The organism is Nonomuraea rhodomycinica (assembly GCF_013363995.1).
GTDB classification, from domain to species: Bacteria; Actinomycetota; Actinomycetes; order Streptosporangiales; family Streptosporangiaceae; genus Nonomuraea; species Nonomuraea rhodomycinica.
On sequence record NZ_JABWGO010000001.1, the window covers coordinates 2,048,609 to 2,069,269 of the forward strand.

At 74.5% G+C, this 20,661-nt stretch carries 17 protein-coding genes; 10 read left to right on the plus strand and 7 right to left on the minus strand.

The genetic code is table 11. From position 1 onward, the window contains the following. Positions 1 to 5 precede the first annotated feature (5 nt). Positions 6 to 1,019, minus strand: coding sequence for a heat-inducible transcriptional repressor HrcA (gene hrcA / locus HT134_RS09415; protein WP_175599746.1), 1,014 nt, complete (start codon positions 1,017 to 1,019; stop codon positions 6 to 8). A 152-nt stretch (positions 1,020 to 1,171) separates the two neighbouring features. On the opposite strand from hrcA, the gene HT134_RS46810 reads away from it, so the two are divergent. Genes HT134_RS46810 through HT134_RS09430 form a run of 3 tightly spaced genes read left to right on the plus strand, consistent with a single transcriptional unit; the run spans position 1,172 to position 3,684 of the window. Continuing rightward, complete coding sequence (locus HT134_RS46810) at positions 1,172 to 2,185, plus strand: hypothetical protein (RefSeq protein WP_281387388.1); 1,014 nt, start codon at positions 1,172 to 1,174, stop codon at positions 2,183 to 2,185. Positions 2,186 to 2,203: 18 nt separating this feature from the next. After that, entirely contained in the window at positions 2,204 to 3,010 is an 807-nt protein-coding gene (locus HT134_RS09425) for a DUF3097 domain-containing protein (protein ID WP_175599747.1), read from the plus strand. Further along, positions 3,007 to 3,684: a DUF4870 domain-containing protein gene (locus HT134_RS09430; protein WP_175599748.1), complete on the plus strand. Its 678-nt coding sequence runs from the start codon at positions 3,007 to 3,009 to the stop codon at positions 3,682 to 3,684. The genes HT134_RS09425 and HT134_RS09430 overlap by 4 nt, the downstream gene beginning before the upstream one ends. On the opposite strand, the gene hemW is transcribed toward HT134_RS09430, so the two are convergent. The 4 genes from hemW to HT134_RS09450 form a co-directional block, all read right to left on the minus strand. Then, entirely contained in the window at positions 3,677 to 4,897 is a 1,221-nt protein-coding gene (hemW, locus tag HT134_RS09435; RefSeq protein WP_175599749.1) for a radical SAM family heme chaperone HemW, read from the minus strand. The genes HT134_RS09430 and hemW overlap by 8 nt on opposite strands. An 80-nt stretch (positions 4,898 to 4,977) precedes the next feature. Then, the gene (locus HT134_RS09440) at positions 4,978 to 5,613 is read right to left on the minus strand and encodes an MOSC domain-containing protein (protein WP_175599750.1); all 636 of its coding nucleotides are present in this window, start codon (positions 5,611 to 5,613) and stop codon (positions 4,978 to 4,980) included. A 95-nt stretch (positions 5,614 to 5,708) separates the two neighbouring features. Further along, positions 5,709 to 6,164, minus strand: a complete 456-nt coding sequence (locus HT134_RS09445; protein ID WP_175599751.1) for a hemerythrin domain-containing protein — start codon at positions 6,162 to 6,164, stop codon at positions 5,709 to 5,711. Positions 6,165 to 6,277: 113 nt separating this feature from the next. Then, a complete protein-coding gene (locus tag HT134_RS09450) occupies positions 6,278 to 7,651 on the minus strand; it encodes an MFS transporter (RefSeq protein ID WP_175599752.1) in 1,374 nt (457 codons plus the stop codon). 22 nt (positions 7,652 to 7,673) lie between these two features. Here HT134_RS09450 and HT134_RS09455 point away from each other — a divergent pair, with 22 nt between their 5' ends. Beyond that, the gene (locus tag HT134_RS09455) at positions 7,674 to 8,324 is read left to right on the plus strand and encodes a TetR/AcrR family transcriptional regulator (RefSeq protein WP_175599753.1); all 651 of its coding nucleotides are present in this window, start codon (positions 7,674 to 7,676) and stop codon (positions 8,322 to 8,324) included. Positions 8,325 to 8,441: 117 nt separating this feature from the next. Here HT134_RS09455 and HT134_RS09460 read toward each other — a convergent pair whose 3' ends face one another. Beyond that, entirely contained in the window at positions 8,442 to 8,768 is a 327-nt protein-coding gene (locus tag HT134_RS09460; RefSeq protein WP_175599754.1) for a hypothetical protein, read from the minus strand. Between the two features lie 123 nt (positions 8,769 to 8,891). Between HT134_RS09460 and ccmA the strand changes: the two genes are divergently transcribed. After that, positions 8,892 to 9,518: a heme ABC exporter ATP-binding protein CcmA gene (ccmA, locus tag HT134_RS09465; RefSeq protein WP_175599755.1), complete on the plus strand. Its 627-nt coding sequence runs from the start codon at positions 8,892 to 8,894 to the stop codon at positions 9,516 to 9,518. Positions 9,519 to 9,576: 58 nt separating this feature from the next. Beyond that, positions 9,577 to 11,238: a DUF6297 family protein gene (locus HT134_RS09470; protein ID WP_175599756.1), complete on the plus strand. Its 1,662-nt coding sequence runs from the start codon at positions 9,577 to 9,579 to the stop codon at positions 11,236 to 11,238. A 24-nt stretch (positions 11,239 to 11,262) separates the two neighbouring features. On the opposite strand, the gene lepA is transcribed toward HT134_RS09470, so the two are convergent. Next, positions 11,263 to 13,092 carry a translation elongation factor 4 gene (lepA, locus tag HT134_RS09475; RefSeq protein WP_175599757.1) on the minus strand — a complete coding sequence of 610 codons (1,830 nt, stop codon included), beginning with the start codon at positions 13,090 to 13,092 and terminating at the stop codon, positions 11,263 to 11,265. 55 nt (positions 13,093 to 13,147) lie between these two features. Between lepA and HT134_RS09480 the strand changes: the two genes are divergently transcribed. The 4 genes from HT134_RS09480 (at position 13,148) to HT134_RS09495 (ending at position 20,548) form a co-directional block, all read left to right on the plus strand. Next, positions 13,148 to 14,158 carry a glycoside hydrolase family 18 protein gene (locus HT134_RS09480; RefSeq protein WP_175599758.1) on the plus strand — a complete coding sequence of 337 codons (1,011 nt, stop codon included), beginning with the start codon at positions 13,148 to 13,150 and terminating at the stop codon, positions 14,156 to 14,158. 108 nt (positions 14,159 to 14,266) lie between these two features. Further along, positions 14,267 to 14,536: a 30S ribosomal protein S20 gene (gene rpsT, locus HT134_RS09485; protein ID WP_175594977.1), complete on the plus strand. Its 270-nt coding sequence runs from the start codon at positions 14,267 to 14,269 to the stop codon at positions 14,534 to 14,536. A gap of 222 nt (positions 14,537 to 14,758) precedes the next feature. Further along, positions 14,759 to 17,845: an ABC transporter permease gene (locus HT134_RS09490; protein WP_175599759.1), complete on the plus strand. Its 3,087-nt coding sequence runs from the start codon at positions 14,759 to 14,761 to the stop codon at positions 17,843 to 17,845. 84 nt (positions 17,846 to 17,929) lie between these two features. Continuing rightward, positions 17,930 to 20,548 (plus strand): FtsX-like permease family protein, encoded by a 2,619-nt coding sequence (locus tag HT134_RS09495; RefSeq protein WP_175599760.1) that lies wholly within the window; start codon positions 17,930 to 17,932, stop codon positions 20,546 to 20,548. The last annotated feature ends 113 nt before the right edge of the window (positions 20,549 to 20,661 follow it).

Sequence of the window (20,661 nt, forward strand, 5' to 3'; positions counted from 1 at the left end):
ACCTCTTATGATGCAGCCAGGATCTGGCTGACGTAGCGTGCCACCGCGCGTACGGCGCCCATCGTCACGGGGTAGTCCATCCTCGTGGGACCCAGCACGCCGAGCCGTGCCAGTTGGTTGTCGCCAGAACCGTATCCGGTGGCGACGATGGACGTGCCGTGCAGATAGGGGTTTTCCGAGCCGATGCGCACGGTGAGCGCGGACGGGGTGTCGCCGGACGTCTCGCCGAGCAACCGCATGAGCACGACCTGCTCCTCCAGGGCCTCCAGCACGGCGCGCAGACCGGTGGTGAAGTCGGCGCCGGCGAGATTGGCCGCCCCGGCGAAGACGATCTTCTCGTCGTGCCGTTCGACCAGGGTCTCCAGCAGTACCGACAGGATCGTGGCCACGGCCGGCCGGTCCTCGGCGGGCAGCCGCTCGGGAAGGTCGGCGACCAGCTCGGGCACGGCGCTCAGGCCGCACCCGTCGAGGCAGGCGTTGAGCACCGCCCGCAGGTGCGCGATGCGGGTGTCCTCGACGACCTCCGGCAGCTCGACGACCCGCTGCTCGACGCGGCCGGTGTTGGTGATGAGGACCAGCATGACCCGCCGGTCCGTCAGCGGCACCAGCTCGACGTGGCGCACGGTCGAGCGGGTCAGCGTCGGGTACTGCACGACCGCCACCTGCCGGGTGAGCTGCGCGAGCAGCCGCACGGTGCGGGTGACCACGTCGTCGAGGTCGACCGCGCCGGCCAGGAACGTCTCGATCGCCCGCCGCTCCGCCGCGGACAGCGGCTTGACCTGGGACAGCCGGTCGACGAACAACCGGTAGCCCTTGTCGGTCGGCACGCGGCCGGCGCTGGTGTGCGGCTGGGTGATGTAGCCCTCCTCCTCCAGCGCGGCCATGTCGTTGCGGACCGTGGCGGGGGAGACCTTGAGGTTGTGGCGCTCTGCCAGCGCCTTGGAGCCCACCGGTTCGTTGGTGGACACGTAGTCTTCGACAATGGCGCGGAGCACCGCCAGTTTACGATCGTCGAGCACGTGCTCACCTCCTGCCTCTGCCTTGCGGGAACGACCGTCTAGCACTCTGTGTTCCCGAGTGCCAAGTGTACGGCTCTCACCCACAAGGTGCGATAACAGCTGACCATCCTGCTGCTGGCGCGGGCCCGCGGTCAGGGATCACACTGGCCGACATGACCGACGATTCCCCGTCCCAGCCGCCGGAGTCCGAGCCGTCCGGTCCGGCGCCCGGATCCGGACCGCAGCCCGGTCAGCCCGCTCCCCCGCCGTACGGGCGGCAGCCGTACGGGACGGACCCCCACGGCGCGCCGCCGCCGCAGGCCCCGTACCCGCCGCCGCCCCACGGCGGGCCGTCGGGTGAGCAGCGAGCCTACCCGCCGCCGCCCTACGGGCCGGGACCCATGACGGGCGATCACGCCCCCTTCCCGCCTCACGGCTCGCCGCCGGGTGCGCAGGGTCCGTACGCCGGGCCGGGGCCGCGGGGTCCGTTCGGCGGATCGGGACCGCAGGGCCCGTACCCCGGGTCAGGGCCGCAGGGCCCGTACCCCGGGGCGGGTGGGCAGGGGGCGTACGCCGGGCAGCCCTTCGGCGGGTCCGGCCCGTACGGCGGCGGCCCGCTGTCCACGCCGTGGGTGAGCCCCAAGCTGCTGCGTCCCCCGCTGTGGTGGGCGTGGGCCGCCTGGGGGGTCGCGCTGGTGTGCGTGGTGGCCGGGGTGGCGCTGTTCGCCGGCGGCGTGAGCGCCACGGTGAACGGCGCGCTGCCGACGAAGACGTTCGCGGCGGACGAGACCGTCTCGGTGACCGTGGACCCCGCCGACGACCCGGTCGTGTACCTGGCCAGCGCCACCCCCGTCCAGTACACCTGCTCGGTCACCGGCGGCGACGGCAGGGGCCTGCTGGCCAGGCTGCCCGGCACCATGACCGTCACCCAGGGCACGACCCGGTGGCAGGCCATCCTGGCCCTGAACGTGTCCAGGACGGGCGGCTACGTGCTCAAGTGCGGCACCCTGCAGTCCGTGGGGGCGCGCTTCGCGGTGGGCCCGTCCGTGGACGCCGGCGGGATCGCGGGCGGCGTGGCGGCGCTGGTGCTGCTGCCGGGCGCCGGGATCCTGCTGGCGCTCGTCGTGACGGTGGTCGTCCTGGTACGGCGCAGCTCCCACCGCAGGCGCCTCACCGCGGGCGGGTGATTTGCTACGGTCCCCGGTGTGTACGACGGTGATGTTCTCGCGGGAAACTGGCGGCGTCCGGGCAAGGGCACGATCCCGAAGGTGCCCGCCGAAGCGGACCTCGTCGTGGAGGACGCCGAGAGCGGCTTCTGCGGCGCGGTCGTGGCCTGTGACAAGGAGGCCGTGACGCTGGAGGACCGCTTCGGCAGGCGGCGGCTGTTCCCGCTGGCGCCCGCCGCGTTCCTGCTGGAGGGCAAGGTCGTGACGCTGGTGCGGCCGGCCGCTGCGCCGCGCGGCGCGAGGCGCAGCGCGTCCGGGTCGATCGCGGTGGAGGGGCTGCGCGCCAAGGTCGCCAAGGAGAGCCGCATCTACGTCGAGGGGGTCCACGACGCCGCCCTCGTCGAGAAGATCTGGGGCCACGACCTGCGGGTGGAAGGCGTGGTGGTCGAGTACCTGGAGGGCGTCGACGACCTGCCCGCGATCGTCGACGAGTTCGGCCCCGGTCCGGGACGCCGGCTGGGCGTGCTGGTCGACCACCTGGTGCCCGGCTCCAAGGAGAGCCGCATCGCCGCCCAGGTGACCTCGCCGGACGTGCTCGTGGTGGGACACCCGTTCGTGGACGTCTGGCAGGCGGTCAAGCCGTCCGTGCTGCGCATCCCCGCCTGGCCGGAGGTGCCGCGCGGGGTGCCGTGGAAGGAGGGTGTGATCGCCGCCCTGGGCTGGGGCGTGGAGCCGGCCGAGGCGTGGCGGCGCATCCTCGGCTCCGTCTCCTCGTTCGCGGACCTGGAGCCCGAGTTGCTCGGCCGGGTGGAAGAGCTGATCGACTTCGTCACGGAGGCAGGATGAGTCAGGACCCGCCGCACCACCAGCCCGACGACGACGCCACCCGGCGCGTCCCCCGCCCGGAACCCGAGCCCGGCTACGGCGCCGGGCCGCGGTCCGGCGGCCAGGGCCACGGTTACGGCCAGCAGCCGCCCCCGCCGCCCGGATACCAACCACCCGGATACCCGCCGCCCGGCCACCAGCCGCCCGGCCAGCAACAATCCGGCCACCAGCAGCCCGGCCCCGGCTACGGCTACGGCTACCAGCAGCCGAGCGGGCCCGGCTACCCCGGCGACCCGGGACACCAGCAGCCCGGTCCCGGCTACGCGAACCCGTACCAGCGCCCGCCGCACCGGCCCGGCGTGTACGGCCCCCGTCCCGGCACGGACGACACCACGATGGCGATGCTCTCCCACCTGCTGGGACTGCTGGTCTCCTGGGTCGGCCCGCTGATCATCTACCTGATGAAGAAGGACGAGGCCCCCTACGTCCGGGACCAGGCGGCCGAGGCCCTGAACTTCCAGATCACGATGTTCATCGGCTACGTGGTGGCGGGGATCCTGTCGATCTTCGTGATCGGGCTGCTCCTGTTCCCCGTCGTGTGGATCGTGTCGCTGATCTTCCACCTGCAGGCGGTCGTGGCCGCCAACCGGGGCGAGAACTACCGCTACCCGCTGTCCGTCCGCCTGGTCAGCTGACCATGTCGCGGACCAGCGCGTCCGCGAGCAACCGGCCCTTCAGGGTGAGCACCATGCGACCGGCCTTGAACTCCTCGGGCCGCAGCAGCCCGTCCGCGAGCGCGGCGGCGACGGCCGTACGGGCGCGCGGCGCGACGTCGGCGAGCGGATAGCCGGACACCAGCCGGAGCTCCAGCATGAGGCGCTCCGTCTCGCGGTCGTCTTCGGAGAGCACCTCGCGCGCGTGGGCGGGCGAGGTGCCGGCGGCCAGGCGCTGGGCGTAGGCGGCCGGGTGCTTGACGTTCCACCAGCGGGTGCCGCCCACGTGGCTGTGGGCCCCGGGGCCGGCGGCCCACCAGTCGCCGCCGGTCCAGTAGAGCAGGTTGTGCCGGCAGCGGGCGGCCTCGGACGTGGCCCAGTTCGACACCTCGTACCACTGGAACCCGGCCTCGCCGAGCATCGCGTCGGCGATCTGGTAGCGGTCGGCGGCCACGTCGTCGTCGGGCATGGGCAGCTCGCCGCGCCGGATGCGGGCCGCCAGGCGGGTGCCGTCCTCGACGATGAGGGAGTACGCGGAGACGTGGTCGGGCTCGGCCTCGACGGCGGCCGCGAGGGAGGCCCGCCAGTCGTCGTCGGACTCTCCGGGCGTGCTGTAGATGAGGTCGAGGTTGACGTGCTCGAACCCGGCCTTGCGCGCCTCCTGGACGGCCTGCGCGGCCCGGCCCGGGGTGTGGTGGCGGTCGAGGACCTTGAGCACGTGCTCGCGGGCGCTCTGCATGCCGAAGCTGACGCGGGTGAAGCCGCCCTCGCGCAGGCTCTCCAGGTACGCGGGGTCGACGGACTCGGGGTTGGCCTCGGTGGTGACCTCCGCCCCCGGCGCGAGGCCGAACTCCGCGCCGATGGCCGCGAGGATCCGGGCGAGGTCGGCCGGGGGGAGCAGCGTGGGCGTGCCGCCGCCGAAGAACACCGTCCGGACCGGGAGATCGGCGTCGCCGAGCACCCGCCGCGCCAGCCGCACCTCCTGCAGGACCGTGTCGGCGTAGTCGCGCTGCGAGGCGCCGGGACCCAGCTCGGCGGCGGTGTAGGTGTTGAAGTCGCAGTAGCCGCAGCGCGTCACGCAGAACGGCACGTGGACGTAGAAGCCGAACGGGCGCTCGCCGAGGCCGCGCAGCGCGCTCTCGGGCAGCTCGCCCGAGGCGGGCGCGGCTTCGCCGTCGGGCAGGGTGGATGGCACGCCTCCAGTCTGCCCGTCCGCGGCGACTGCCCTGACCACCGCCGGTCCCGGACCGCCGCGCCGCCGCGCCGTCCGCGGGCTCAGGCCAGGGAGCCGCCCAGCACCCGGGCTGCCACGTCGTCCCAGAACGCGGCGCGCTCGGGGACGGCGAGCACGCGCCGCATCAGCTCCTTGTCGCCGTGGAAGGCCCGGAACGCCTCGGCCACCGTCACCCCGTCGCGGGGCCTGTGGAGGACGCGCACACCGTCCCCGACGCCGAGTTCGCCGGCCTCCACCACCTTCAGGTACGCGCCCGGCCGTCCGGCGTCCGTGAACCGGCGCACCCATCCCGGCTCGTCCATCCAGTTGCGGAACACGACGCACGGCACCCGGGGACCGCTGACCTCCAGCACGGCCGACCCGACGCGCCATCGCTCCCCGAGCAGGGCGCCGTTGACGTCGAGTCCCTCGGTCGTCAGGTTCTCGCCGAAGCGGCCGTCACGGAGCCGGCGCCCCAGCTCGCCCTCCCACCAGTCGTAGTCCTCGCGGGCGTACGCGTAGACGGCGTGGTCCTCGCCGCCGTGGTTGACCAGGTCGCCCCGCCCGTCTCCGGCCAGTCCCTCAGGACGCGCCTCCACCCGGTGGAGCACCGGGGACTTGTCGATCGCCGTGCGCCCGGTCTTGCCCGCCCAGGCAGCATCCACCACTTTCCCGACATTTACCGAGATGACCCGCATGGCGCTGACGCTAACCGAGCGATCAGCCGACGGCGACTCCTTTTCCGCCGGTCAGCACGGTCGCGGCCAGGCCCGGGGAGCGGCCGGAGGCGGGGTCAGAGGTCCTCCGGCATGTCGGTCATCGCGTTGAGGAGGGGGACGAGCTGCTCCTCCTCGTAGTCGAGGTGCGCCTCCAGCTCGCGGGCGAGCCGCTCCAGTTCCTCCCCCACCTCGGCCGCGACGTCCGCCCCGCCCTCCGGGGGTTCGCCTGAGCCGGCCAGGGTCCTGATGCGGGCCAGGAGCCGGGCCACCACCCGGTGCTCGTCCCGCAGGCGGTCGAGGACGGCGGCGAGTTCGGGGTGCAGGCCGTCCAGGTGCGGGAAGAGCACGTCGTCCTCGCCGCTGTGATGGGCGTGCAGGGCCTCGCAGAACGTCAGGCAGTGCTCCCGCAGGGCGGGCGCCCGCATGGACCCGCTCCGCAGCTCCGCGAGGTCGCGGCGGAACGTGTCGTGCAGCTTCACCAGTTCGTCGCCCCAGGCGATCGCGCGCTCGGCCCCCTCGCCGCCGTTCACGTCGTCTCCTCCGCCGCCCCTCACACCGCGCTCCCCGTCGCCCCTCACACCGGGCTCTTCGTCGCCGGTCACGCCGCGTTCCCCGTCTCCTGTCACGTCCTGTCCTCTCACGCTCACGCCGCCCCGCCTGCCGTCGCCCGTGGGGTTTCCGCCGTCACGAGGGCCGGCGTGCGGGCGAGCGCTCCCTGCGCGAAGGCGAACAGCGCGGAGACCAGGGCCGCGATCGCCGAGACGGCGAAGCTCCACCCCGCCCCCGCGCCGGACGACACCGCCGCCGTGACCGCGCCGGCCACGCTGCTGCCGACCACCCGGACCAGCGAGTTCACCCCTCCGGCAGCCGCCGTCTTGGCGGGTTCGACGTGCTGGACGGCCATCGTGCCGAGCGCCGCGTACCCGAGGCCGATCCCGAGCCCGAGCACGGTCGCCGCCCCGTACAGGGTCGCCGGAGACCCGTGCGAGACGCTCAGCCAGAGCGCCGCGACGGCCACGACCGACGAGCCCGCGCCGACCAGCGACGAGGCGCTGAAGCGGCGCATCAGCCGGCCGGCGAGCAGCGAGACGGCCAGCATCAGCAGCGCCGTCGGCAGCAGGTACAGGCCGACCTGGAGCACCGAGGCGCCGAGCCGGCCCTGGGCGACGGACGACAGCGTGGTGATGACGCCGAACAGCGCGAACCCGAGCAGCAGCGAGGCCACGGTCGCCCCGACGGTCCCCCGGTGCAGCAGCATCGGCAGCTCGATGAGCGGCGCCGCGACGCGCCGGGCCGACAGCACCCAGGCCGCGCACAGCACGACGCTCCCCGCCAGCAGCCCCAGGGTCGCCGCCGACGTCCAGCCCCAGACCGTCCCCTTGCTCACGGCCAGCAGCAGGCAGACCAGCCAGGCGGCCGTCAACGCCGCGCCGGCGAAGTCGGGGCGCGCGCCCGGCGCGGGCCGGAGGGGCTCGTGGACGAACACGGCGACGAGCCCTGTTCCGGCGGCCGCGAGTCCGGCCAGCACCCAGAACAGCGCCTGGTAGCCGCCTCCGACCAGCCCGGCGAGGATCATGCCGCCTCCGCTGCCGACGCCCATCATGGCGCTCAGCACGCCGATCGCCGTGGGCAGCCGGTCACGCGGCACCTCGTGCCGGGCGATCCCCATGGCGAGGGGCAGCAGCGGCGCGGCGAAGCCCTGGAGCACGCGGCCGACGACGACCCCGGCGAGCGTGGTCGCCAGCGCGGCGACGACCGATCCGGCGACGAGCAGGCCGAGCGACACGATGGCGACGCGCCGCCGCCCGTACAGGTCGCCGAGGCGCGACAGGAGCGGGATGGAGATCGCCCCGGAGAGCAGCGAGGCGGTCACGGTCCAGGAGGCGGACGTCATCGACGTATGGAGGTCGCGTTGCAGCGCGGGCAGCAGCGGCACCACGGCCGTCATCTGCAGGGTGCCGACGGCCACGCCGAAGGCGAGGACGCACACGGCCGCCCACGGTGACTTTTTATACATGTATAGAAAGTAACATGACAGCATGCCGGCGCGCACGGGGCGGCCCCCCAAGATCTCGAAGACGGACATCCTCACCGCGGCCCACCGCGTGATCGACGAGGAGGGCACGCAGGCCCTGACCATGCGCCGGCTGGCCCGCGAGGTCGGCACGACGCCGATGGCGCTCTACCACCACGTACGCGACAAGGACGAGCTGCTCCTGCTGCTGCTCGACGAGTACGCCGCCGGAGTGCCGAGGCCGGAGCCGCCGGCCGGGGCGGGGCCGGGCGAGCGGGTGGTGGCCGCCGCCGTGGCCATGCGCGAGGCGCTGACGAGGGTGCCGTGGATCGTGGAGGTGCTCAGGGCCGACGACCTGATGTCGGCCCGCGCCCTGTGGTACCCGGAGGAGATCATCGACGCGGCCGTCCAGGCGGGGCTGACACCGGAGGACGCCGTGGACGCGTACCGGATCATCTGGCACTACACGGCCGGGGAGATCAGTGCGCGCTCGGCCGCCGCCCGCCGCCGCGAGGACGACCGGCCGACGCACCGGGGCCGGGTGTTCGAGGACCTCGACGCGACCCGGCTGCCCCGCCTGGCCGCGCTCGGCCCGCGCTGGGAGGAGCTGACCTCCCGCGACACGTACGACAAGGGGATCCGAGCCCTGGTCCGCGGCCTGCTGCCGCGCCCCTGAGCCGCCCCCGCCACCAGAACCGCGTCGCGCCCGGACCGGCCTCAGCGGGACGCGAGGCGGGGGCCGGGCCCGTCGGCCGCGGCTCTCACCCGAAGGCCGCCCGCCGACGGGCGGGCGTCAGCCCCGGGTGCCGTCGCGGTCGCGGGCCGCCGGGGCCGCGAAGTTGAGCTGCGACTCGGCGTCGAAGCCCGCGAGCTGTAACAGCTTCTCCAGCGCGGCCTGCCGCGTCTCCTCCACGGTCTCGCCCCGCTCGCCGAAGCAGTCGGCCGCCACGTCGAGCACGGCCATGACCACCGCCGCGTCCGGATACGGCACGTCGATCACGATGGCGCCGTCCTTGGCCCGGTCGGCGGGCAGCAGGTGCAGCCGCAGCAGCCGGCGCATCTCCTCGGCCATGGCGACCCCCAGCACGGCCGCGCGCTCGAACTTCTCAGCAGCAAGCATGGAACTCTCCAGTCGCACAGGTGTTCGGGAACACCCAAGCTAGCCTGCGCCACCGACAGAATCCGCGCGCCGGAACCCCGCCCCCGGGCGCGCACGGCAAGATCCGCCGATTAGGCTCGAACGGTGTACGAGAAGTCCGTCGTCGCCGACGACCTCCATGTCGCCCTCGGCGGCGACCCCGTGCTCCAGGGATTCTCGCTGAGCACCGCCCCCGGCGAGATCGTCGCCGTCGTGGGCCCGAACGGCTCGGGCAAGTCCACCCTGCTCCGCTGCCTGGCGGGGCTGCAGCCGGTCGAACGTGGACGGGTCACCGTGTTCGGGGTCGCGCCCGCCGACGACGCCGCGTTCTGGCGGGACGTGGCGCTGCTGACCGACGAGCCCGCCTGGTACCCGGGCCTGACCAGCCGCGAGCACCTGGAGCTCGTGGAGGCCGTCCACGGGACGCCCCGGATGACAGCCGAGACGGCTCTCGGCCTGTTCGAGCTGGCCGGGCGCGCCGACGCGCCGCCGCAGAACCTCTCCACCGGGCAGCGCCAGCGTCTCTCCCTCGCCGCCGCCTTCCTCCGGCCCAGCCGGCTCCTCCTTCTCGACGAGCCCGAACGCGGCCTGGACGCCTCCTTCCGCGTACGGCTCGCGGAGCTGATCGACGCGTACGCGGCCGAGGGCGGCACGGTGGTCATGGCCACGCACGACCCGGCCCTGGCGGACCGCGCACGCCGGGTCTCCCCCGCCGGCCAGGCGACGGCGTGACGCCCCGGCCCGCCCACTCGCCCGCCTGACTGCACGCCCCCGTTCGAAGGACCACCGCGTGAACCCTCCCCACTCCCCCACCCCGGCCTCCGTCCGGCAGTTCCTGCGGCAGCGGCGCGGCTCCGCCGGCGCCCTGGACCGGTACGTCACCTGGTTCGGCCTGGCCCTGGTCGCCGCGATCGCCGGGAAGCCGGTGTCCTCGCTCATCGCGAGCATGGCCGGGCAGCCGGCCCCGGCCCGCATGAGCGCGGGGCTGGCGCTGGTCCTGCTGGCCTTCGCCGGGTTCGTCGCCGCCGCCCGCGCCGCGGGGCCCGTCGCGCTGCCCGCCTCGGACGCGTCCTGGCTGCTGCTGTCGCCGCTGGACCGGCGCGGGGTCCTCGGCCGGACGCCCCGCGTGCTCGTGGTGACCGCCGTGGTGGCGGGTGCGCTGCTCGGGCTGGGGCTGCTCGCGGTGCTGGGCGCTCCTGACGCGTTCCTCTGGCGGCTGGCCGGGGCGCTGGTGCTCGGCGTGTCCATGACGGCGGGCGCCATGGCCCTGGCGGTGCTGGAGCAGGCGTCGAGGGTCTGGGACGGCTGGCTGGGGATCGCGTTGACGGCCTTGGTGACGCTGGCCGCGGTCCTGAGCGCGGCGGCCGTCGCCGCCCAGACGGCCCGCCCGGCACTGACCGGCGCCGGCCTGGCCACCGGGACCGGCCCGCTGCCCGGGAGCGGGTCGGCCACCGGGACGGTCGCGAGCGCCGCGGGCATCGTCCCGGCGGCAGTTCACGGGGTTCTGGGGGCCGTGGGCGCCGTGGCCGCCACTCCTCCGGCGGTCGTCGCGGCCGTCGCCACCGCGGCCGCCCTGGTCGCCGCCCTCCTCGTACGGCGGGCACGGGCGACCCTGGGACGCATGCCGGCCCGGGCGGTGCTGGCCGCCTCCACCCGGACGGCGCACGTCACCCGCGCGGCCGCGCTGCTGGACCCGGGAGCGCTGACCTGGATCGCCGAGGACAACCACTGGCGGGCCAGGAGGCTCCGGTCCAGGAGGTGGCCGTCGCTCCCGGCTCCGGCGGCGCTGGCCTGGCACGACTGGCGCCGCCTGGCCCGCCGTCCGGGCCGCCTGGCCGCGATGGCGGCCTCCGCCGCGCTCCCCGCCGTCCTGTCCCGGGCCCTGGGCGTCACGGCGGCGGCTCCGTCGTCGGCCGCCGTGGCCGTGACCGCCGGGGCCGTGCTGGCCGGAGCCCTGGCCATGGCGGCGGCCGTCGCGGCGGGCGCCCGGCGCGACGCCGACAACCCCGCCCTGAGCAGGCTCGCCGCCGTCGGCCTGCGGCCGGCGCTGGCCGCCCGCGCGGTGCTGCCCGCGCTGCTCGCCGCCGCCTGGACGGCCGCCGCGCTGACCGGTCTGACCCTGGTGGGCGCGCTGCCGGCCGGGGCGTGGTGGGCGTTCGGGCCGGCGATCGCCCCGGCTCTGGCGGCCGGGGCGCTGCGGATGGCGCGGCGGCGGCCGGTCGACCACTCCATGCCGATCATCGACACCCCGGGCGGGGCCATCCCCACGGGGCCGGTGATCTGGGCGCTGACGGGTGCCGACGTCGCCCTGGCGGGCTGCCTGCCGGCGCTCGTCGCCCTCCTGACGCCACCGGACGACCTGGCCGTGCCGCTCACCCTCCAGGCCGTCGCCGGCGCGACGGCCCTCGCGGCCTACCTGGTGAGAGCCCGCAAGCCCAGGAACGATCGGTGAGCCGCCACGGGACCGCGACGGCGGCTAGCGCTTGGACTTGTCGGCGCTGGAGTCGGTGGACAGGGCGGCGACGAACGCCTCCTGCGGCACCTCCACCCGGCCGACCATCTTCATGCGCTTCTTGCCTTCCTTCTGCTTCTCCAGCAGCTTCCGCTTACGGGAGATGTCACCGCCGTAGCACTTGGCGAGGACGTCCTTGCGGATGGCGCGGATGTTCTCGCGGGCGATGACGCGGGCGCCGATGGCCGCCTGGATGGGCACCTCGAACTGCTGCCTCGGGATCAGCTCGCGCAGCTTCTTGGCCATGTCGACCCCGTAGGCGTACGCCTTGTCCTTGTGCACGATCGCGCTGAAGGCGTCGACCGCCTCGCCCTGCAGCAGGATGTCGACCTTGACCAGGTCGGCCTCGGCCTCGCCGGCGGGCTCGTAGTCGAGGGAGGCGTAGCCGCGGGTGCGGGACTTGAGCTGGTCGAAGAAGTCGAAGATGATCTCGCCGAGCGGCAGCGTGTAGCGGATCTCGACGCGGTCCTCCGACAGGTAGTCCATGCCCTGGAGCTGCCCGCGCCGCCCCTGGCAGATCTCCATGATCGCGCCGATGAACTCGGCCGGGGCCAGGATCGTGGACTTGGTGACCGGCTCGAAGACCTGCGCGATCTTGCCGCCGGACGGGAACTCCGACGGGTTGGTGACCGTGAGCTCGGAGCCGTCCTCCATGACCACGCGGTAGACGACGTTGGGCGCGGTCGAGATCAGCGACAGGCCGAACTCGCGCTCCAGCCGCTCGCGCACGATCTCCATGTGCAGCAGGCCGAGGAAGCCGACGCGGAAGCCGAAGCCGAGCGCGGCCGAGGTCTCGGGCTCGTAGACCAGCGCGGCGTCGTTGAGCTGGAGCTTGTCGAGGGCCTCGCGCAGCTCGGGGTACTCGTCGCCGTCGATCGGGTAGAGGCCGGAGAACACCATGGGCTTGGGGTGCTCGTAGCCGGCCAGCATCTCGGCGGCGGGCTTGGCGGCGGAGGTGACGGTGTCACCGACGCGTGACTGGCGGACGTCCTTCACGCCGGTGATGAGGTAGCCCACCTCGCCGACGCCGAGGCCGAGGTCGGACGGCTTGGGCTCGGGCGAGATGACGCCGATCTCCAGCGTCTCGTGGGTGGCGCTGGTGGACATCATGAGGATGCGCTCGCGCTTGCTCAGGTGTCCGTCGATCACCCGGACGTACGTGACGACGCCGCGGTAGGTGTCGTACACCGAGTCGAAGATCAGCGCGCGGGCCGCGGCGTCGGCCTTGCCCACCGGCGCGGGCACGGAGGCGACCACGTGGTCGAGCAGCTCGCGCACGCCCACGCCGGTCTTGCCGGACACGCGCAGCACGTCGGACGGCTCGCAGCCGATGAGGCCGGCGAGCTCCTCGGCGAACTTCTCGGGCTGCGCGGCGGGCAGGTCGATCTTGTTGAGCACCGGGATGATGTGCAGGTCGGCGTTCATGGCCAGGTAGAGGTTGGCCAGGGTCTGCGCCTCGATGCCCTGCGCGGCGTCGACCAGCAGGATCGCGCCCTCGCACGCCTGGAGCGAGCGCGAGACCTCGTAGGTGAAGTCGACGTGGCCCGGCGTGTCGATCATGTTGAGCACGTGGCCGTCCCACGGCAGCCGCACGGCCTGGGACTTGATCGTGATGCCGCGTTCGCGTTCGATGTCCATCCGGTCGAGGTACTGGGCGCGCATGGACCGGTCGTCGACCACGCCGGTGATCTGCAGCATCCGGTCGGCAAGGGTCGACTTGCCATGGTCGATGTGCGCGATGATGCAGAAGTTGCGGATCAACGCGGGGTCGGTCTGGCCAGGCTGAGTGCGCACCGAAGTCCGTTTCGACAGGGTTGAGGTCAAGCGTCTTTCATGGTGACATGCCCGGGTGATCTCCCGAACCGTCATCCGCCGCGGCCTGCGCCTGCTCGCGCTTGCCTTGGTCGTCGTGGTCGCGCTGGTCGGCCTCCTGGCCGCCGCGTTCCGCGTCCAGTTTACCGGCGACGCGGCAGGCTGGGCGAAGAGCACGGGCAACGACGCCCTCTGGCTCGGCCACATGTGGGTGGACGGCCGCCGTGACCGGGCCGACGTGGACGAGCTCGCGGAGCGGCTGAGGGGCACGGGCATCAGGGAGCTGTACGTCCATTCGGGGCCGTTCGAGGCCGATGGACGCCTGGATCCCGCCAAGTATCCCGCCGCCGGAAATTTCGTGAAATGGGTGCACGAGGCGCTCCCCGGGGTCCGCGTCTCCGCCTGGCTCGGCCAGAAGGTGGACGGCGTCCTCGACCTGGACGACGCCCGGTCCCGGGCCAACGTCCTGGACGGTGTCCGCGCGGTGGTCGCGGCCGGGTTCGACGGCGTCCACTACAACTTCGAGCCGATCGGCAGCGGCGACGAGGAGTTCCTCGACCTGCTGACGCGCACCCGCCCCCTGACGAGGCTGCTGTCCACCTCGACCCCGCAGATCGAGCCGTACCCGCTCATGCGCCCGGCGGCCCGCGTCGCCCTCTCCCACGACAAGTACTGGTCGCAGGACTACTTCCGGCAGGTGGCCGAGCGCGTCGACCAGGTGGCGGTCATGACGTACGACACGGGCATGCCGACGCGCCCGCTCTACGGCGGGTACGTCGCGCGCCAGGCGGAACTGGCCCTCGACCTGGTGCCGGAGGACCGGCTGCTGCTCGTCGGCGCCCCCGCCTACCACGACCACGGCATCTCCTGGAGCGACGACGCGGAGAGCGTGGCCGACGCGGCGCGCGCCGCCCGGCTGGCCCTGTCGGAGCACGGCCGCCGCGACCGGTTCGGCCTCGCCCTGTACGTGGACTTCGCTGCCACGGAGCAGGACTGGAGGGAGTACGCTTCGGGGTGGCTCGTCAATGGAGCCCACCCAGGTCGTTGATTTGAGCAGCCACCTGGGTTATTGGTAATCTGTTCAACTGCGTGTGGCGCGCCCTCTCTCGAGCCCGCGCGCCCCATCCATCACCCAGACTTTCACCGAGGCTTCTTCGTGGCGAACATCAAGTCCCAGATCAAGCGCAACAAGCAGAACGAGAAGGCCCGCCTGCGCAACAAGGCGGTCAAGTCGTCCCTGAAGACGGCCGTTCGCAAGTTCCGCGAGGCCGCCGAGCAGGGCGACGTCGAGCAGGCCGCGGCGCTGCAGCGCGACGCCGCCCGTCAGCTCGACAAGGCCGTCAGCAAGGGCGTCATCCACAAGAACCAGGCCGCCAACCGCAAGTCGGCGATCGCCAAGCAGGCCGCCGCCCTGGCCGCCAAGTAAGACGGTTCTTCCGAGCGCCGCACTTCCTCGTGAAGTGCGGCGTTTGTGTTCCCGCGCGCGATATCGCCCCGTGACGGCGATGTCCAGCGGCTCTGTGTCACAGTTTCGATATCACATCGGTATCGCCGGGCCGTATCGGCTCCGTCACCGTTGACAAGATCGCTTGCCCCGCCCCCCGCCGTTCCCCAGAGTTCTCTGAGAAACCGGCGGAAGGGGGGCACGGTGCGGGGGCCGTGGGTGCTCAGGCGCGCGCTCAGCGAGCCGTTGCTGCTGCTGGCGGCGTTCGGCTCGATCCTCCTGGCGACGACCACGCTGGTCTCGCTCACCCTGTACGCCACGTCCACGGCCGAGGCGGGCGTGCGGCGGGCGATGGAGACCGCGTCGTTGCGCCAGGTGGCCGCGACCGTCTCCACCCCCGTGACGGCCGAGACGTTCCCCCGGCTCGACGCGGCCGTGCGCGAGCGGATCGGCTCCGCCTACGCCGGGGCCCCGGTCACGATCACGACGGCCTTCCGCTCCGACTCGTACGTGCTGCCCGGGCAGGAGCACCGGGAGCGGCCCGGACTGCTCAGGTTCGGCTCCTACGACTCCCTGGACCGGCACGCCAGGCTGGTGACGGGCTCCTGGCCGCGTCCCGCCCCCGCCGGGACCCCCGTGGTCGAGGCGGCCGTGTCCCTCTCGGCGGCGTCGGCGGCCGGGTGGGAGAGCGGGCAGGAGTTCACCACCCAGGGACGCCTCGACCACCGGACGGTGCGGGTGCGGATCACCGGCGTCTTCCAGCTCGACGACCCGTTCGGCGACCGCTGGGCCGGCGAGCAGCTCCTCAGCCGGGGCGTGGAGAGCGGCGGCTTCACCACCTACGGCCCGCTCATGGTGGTGCGCGAGACCTTCCTCGCCCGCTTCGCCACCAACGTGAACACCACCTGGACGGCGGTCCCCGACCTGCGCGGCATCACCCCCGAGGCGCTGCGGCCGTTCGCCGCGCGCGTGGCGGGGCTGCGCCAGGCCCTCCAGGACGGCGGCTGCGGCTCCTGCACCGTCACCAGCCGCCTGCCGGAGCTGCTGACCCAGCTCGGCACGGCCGCGCTGGTCGCGCGCTCCACCATGCTCATCCCGGTGCTCCAGCTTCTGCTGCTCGCCGCGTACGCCCTCATGCTCACCGCGCGGCTGCTCGCCGACCACCGCCGGATGGAGGTCGCGCTGCTGCGCTCGCGCGGCGCGGGCACGCCGCGCCTGGCCGCGCTCGCGGCCGGCGAGGCGCTGCTGGTGGCGCTGCCGTGCGCGCTCGTCGCGCCGTTCCTGGCCCCGCCGCTGCTGTCGCTCGTCGGGTCGCTGCCGTGGATCGCCGCCTCCGGCGTGCGGCTGGCGCCGCGGGCCGACCTGAGCACGTTCCTCGTGTCCACGGGCGTGGCGCTGGCCTCGGCGGTGCTGCTCGTGCTGCCCGCGCTCGCCGGCGCCCGCCGTACGTACGTGGAGGAGCAGGCGGCCCGCGGGCGCGGCGGGCGCGGCCTGGTCGAGCGGGCGGGCGCCGACGTCGCGCTGCTCGTCGTGGCGGCGCTGGCCATCTGGCAGCTGCGCCGGTACGGCGCGCCCGTCACCACCACGGCCACCGGCGAGCTGGGCATCGACCCGCTGATCGTCTCCGGGCCCGCGCTGGCGCTGCTCACCGGCGGCATGCTGGGACTGCGGCTGGTGCCGCGGATCTCCCGGTTCGCCGAGCGGCTGACCGCCCGCCGCCGCTCGCTCGCCCCGGCGCTCGGCGCCTGGCAGGTGAGCCGGCGCCCGCTGCGGTACTCCGGGCCGGCGCTGCTGCTGACCATGGCCGTCGCGATCGGCGTCATGTCGATGGCCACGGCGGCCACCTGGCGCACCTCCCAGCAGGACCAGGCCGACCACCGGGCCGGCGCCGACCTGCGGCTGTCGGGGCCGCCCGACGGGCCGGAGCTGGGCGCCCTCGGGCGCGGGACGGCGTTCGCCGCGCTGCCGGGCGTCACGGCGGTCTCCCCCGCGTTCCGGGGACAGGCGGAGTTCGGCGGCGGTGACGCGGTCCTGCTCGGGCTCGACGCCGCGCGGCTGACCGAGCTGTTCCGGCTGCGCCCTGACCTGACCGACCGCGGCACGGGCGAGCTGTCGCGCGCCCTGCGGCCCGCCGGGCAGGGCTCCGGCGGGGTGGAGCTGCCCGGCGAGCCGGCCGCGCTCGCCGTCGAGGCCCGCTCCGACGCCGCGGCGCCGCTGCGGCTGACCGTCTCCGACGCGCTCGGCGTGTGGCGCGAGCTCCCGCTCGGCATGCTGAAGGCCGGCGCCAACCGGCTGGAGGCGTCCCTGGACGGGCTGGCCGGCCGCGGCGGGAAGATCGCTTACCCGCTGAGCGTCCGCGGCCTGACCATCGGGCCGGTCACGGAGGGCACGGCCGAGGTGACGCTGTCCGGCCTGGTCGCCGGCGGCCGTACGGTCGCCCTGCCGGGAGCCGGGACCCTGGAGGTCACGGCGGCGCGGCCGGTCGTCTTCACCCCGGGCCGGGCGCCGGCCCGGGAACCGCTGCCCGTGGTGCTCACCGCCGGGCTCGCCAAGTCGCTGAAGCTGCGCACCGGGCAGATCGGGCGCGTCACGCTGGACCGGGACGTGATCGAGGTGGAGGTGGCGGGGATCGTCGAGCGGATGCCCACGACGGCCGGCGACCAGCAGGCCGTCCTCGCCGACTGGGGTGCGCTCCAGGCCCGCGCGCTGGCGGCGGGACAGCAGCCGAGGCCCGCGACCGAGTGGTGGCTGGCCGTGCGCGAGGGCGACACCGGGCCCGCCCGCGCCGCCCTCGGCCGCCATCCCCAGTGGGACGTGACCGCGGTGGACCGGCGCGAGGTGACCGCCGCGCTGCGCGACGACCCGCTCGCCGGCGGCCTGCAGGGCGCGCTGATCCTCGGCTTCGTGGCGGCGCTGGTGTTCGCGGTGCTCGGGTTCCTCGTCAACGCCACGGTCGCGGCACGCGAGCGGTCGGCGGAGTTCGCGGTCCTGCGGGCCCTCGGGGTCAGCTCGCGGCAGCTGCTCGGGCTGCTGGCCGTCGAGCAGGCGTTCGTGGTCGGGCTGTCGCTGGTCGCGGGCACCGCGCTCGCCGCCGTCATGGGCGTGCTGGTCGTGCCGCACATCGTGCTGACCGGGCAGGCGTCGGCGGTCACGCCGGACGTGGTGCTCGACGTCCCCTGGGCCGCGACCGCCGGCATGCTGGCGCTCGTGACGGCCCTGCTGTTCGTCATCGTCGCCGGGCTCGCGCGCAGCGTGCGCGGGCGCGGCGCCCGCCTCGGGGAGCTGCAGTGAAGCCCTTGGTGCCGGCGCGCGTCCATCGTGGGAGGGCGCTGTGAGGTCGTTGGTCCCGGCGCGCGTCCATCCTGGGAGGCCGCTGTGAGGTCACTGGTCCCGGCGCGCGTCCACCTCGGTCCGGTGGTGCTGCTCGGCGTCCTCACGCTGAGCGCGTGCCTGCTCGTCGGCGGGCTGCCGCGCGCCCTGCAGGCGTCCTTCGACGACGCCCTCCACGCGGCGCTGCGCGGCGCGCCGGCGCTCCAGACCGACCTGCTGGCGCAGGTGGAGCCGCCCGCCGCGGAGAACAGCCTGCGCGACCCCGCCCAGTTCGCCGCCGCCGACGCGCGGCTGCGCGCCCTGCTGCCCCCGGCGCTGCGGCCGCTCGTGCTGCCCGCCGGCCAGGGCACCAGCCACATGAGCGCCGTGACGTACGACACGCCGGTCCACGGCTCCAGCGGCAAGCGCTACCTCAACGTCGGCTGGCTGTCCGACGCCGACCGGCGGGTGCGCTGGACCGAGGGCCGCCCGCCCGGCGCCCCGGGCTCCATGACGTACGAGCGGGAGACCATCCCCGTGTTCGAGGTCGGCGTCTCCGAGGACGCCCGCGCCAAGATGGGACTGAAGGTCGGCACCACGCACATCCTCGGCGAGAGCGACTACGCGGCCGTCAAGGTCGTCGGCGTGTTCGCCGCCGTGGACCCGGCCGACCGTTACTGGAGCCTCCACAGCGACGTCCCCCGGGTGATCGAGACGCTGCCGCCCGGCGGCCTGGACTTGGAGCGCCGCGCGACCGCCCTCGTCTCGGCCGCGAGCCTGACCCGGCTCGACGGCGACGACCGCAACCTCGTCTACACCTGGACGCTCGGGCTGGACCCGGGCGCGCCCACCTCGCTCGGCGTCGCCGACGTCGAGGCGGCCATCACCGACTACGAGCGGGCCGTGACGGTCGAGCCGGGCACCGCCGCCGGCCGCTACCAGCTCAACACCCGGCTGCCCGAGCTGCTCGGCAAGTTCCTCACCGCGCAGAACACGGCGCGGACCGTGACGATCCTGGTCCTCGGCGGGCTGCTGGCCGTGGCCGCCGGCGTGATCGTGCTGGCCGTACGGCTGCTGTCCGAACGCGCGGACACCGCCCTGGCGCTCGCCCGGGCGCGCGGCGCGTCGCTGCCGCGCCTCGCGGCGGCCGGGGCCGGACCGGTGGCGCTCGCCGCCGTGCCGGCCGCCGTCGCCGGGTACGCCCTGTCCTGGCTGGTGCCCGGACCGCCCACGCTCGTCGTCCACGCCGGGCCGGCGCTGGTGCTCGCCGTGGCGCTCGGCTACGCCGCCGGGCGGCCGGTCGTCGCCCACCGCACGCCGTTGCGCGAGCGCCGCGACGACGTGGCCGCCGCCCGGCCGCCGCTGCGCCGGACCACGCTGGAGGCGCTGGTCGTGTTGCTCGCGCTGGCCGGGGCGTACCTGCTGCGCTCGCGCAGCCTCGCGGGCGAGGCCGGCGACGACCCGTTCCTGCTGGTCGTGCCGGTTGCGCTGACCGTGGCCGCCGCGCTGGTCACGATCCGCTGCTACCCCTACCCCCTCCGCCTCCTCGTACGGCTGGCCTCGCGCGGCCGGGCGGCCGTGCCGTTCCTCGGCCTGACCCGGGCGGCGCGGGCCCGGCCGGCCAGCGTGCTGCCGGTGCTCATCCTGCTGCCGGCGCTGGCCGTGTCGGTGTTCGCCTCGGTGATCTCCAGTGGCGTGGGGACGGCGCAGCGGCAGGCCGCCTGGCAGGCCGTCGGCGCGCCGATCAAGGTGACGTCCCGCGTGGAGCTGCCCGCCGACGTGGTGGAACGGGTCAGGGCCGTGCCCGGTGTGGAGCTGGTGGTGCCCGCGCAGACCGGGCAGGTGCAGCTCGGCTACACCGGCGAGCGGGCCGAGGCCATCGCGGTGGACGTGGCCGCCTGGCGGCGGGTGCTGGCGGACTCGCCGGTCGGCCTGCCCGCGTTGCCCGCGTCCGCCTCCGGGCTGCCCGCGCTGGTCTCGCCGGAGCTGCACGGGCGCGGCACGATGGACATCGGCTGGCACGCCCGGGCGAAGATCACCGAGGCCGGCGTGGTCACGGCCGTGCCCGGGTTCTTCACCCGCGGCAAGTTCCTCGTGACGCCGCTGCGGGTCAACGCGCGGCCGTCCGTGAACACGCTGCTCGTCAAGGGCGACGCCGACCCGGCGGCGGTGGCCCGGGCCGTCCGGCAGCCGCTGGCGGTCGTGACCTCCCAGTCATCCGAGCTAGCCGCGATCCGCGACGCCCCGCTCACCGGCACCGTGCGGGCCGTCCTCGCGATCACCACCGTGGCGCTGGCCGCGTACGCGCTGGTCGCCGTCGTCGTCATGCTGGTGATGGGGGCGGCGGACCGGACGCGGGCGCTGGCCTTCCTGCGCCCGCTCGGGCTGTCGGAGCGGCAGGCGCGCGGGCTGACCACGCTGGAGATCCTGCCTCTGGTGCTCGTCACCGCCCTGGTCGGCCTGGGGCTGGGGCTCGCCCTCCCGGCGGCGCTCGGGCCCGGCATCGACCTGTCGTCGTACGCGGGCGGGGTGGCCGTGCAGGGGTACGCCCCGGACCTGGCCGTGCCGGTGCTGCTGGCGGCGGGGCTCGCGGTGGCCGCCGGGCTCGGCGCGTACGTCCACACAGCGGCCGGGCGCGGACGCGGCACCGGGGCGACGCTCCTGCGGACGGGCGAGCTCACATGACCGGCCACGCCCGCCTCCCCACGCAAGCTCTCATGTCCCGCCCCCGCACCGTCGCGAGCAGGCTCCTCATGACCGATCCCCACCCCCATCACGTCGCGAGCAGGTGATCCCGC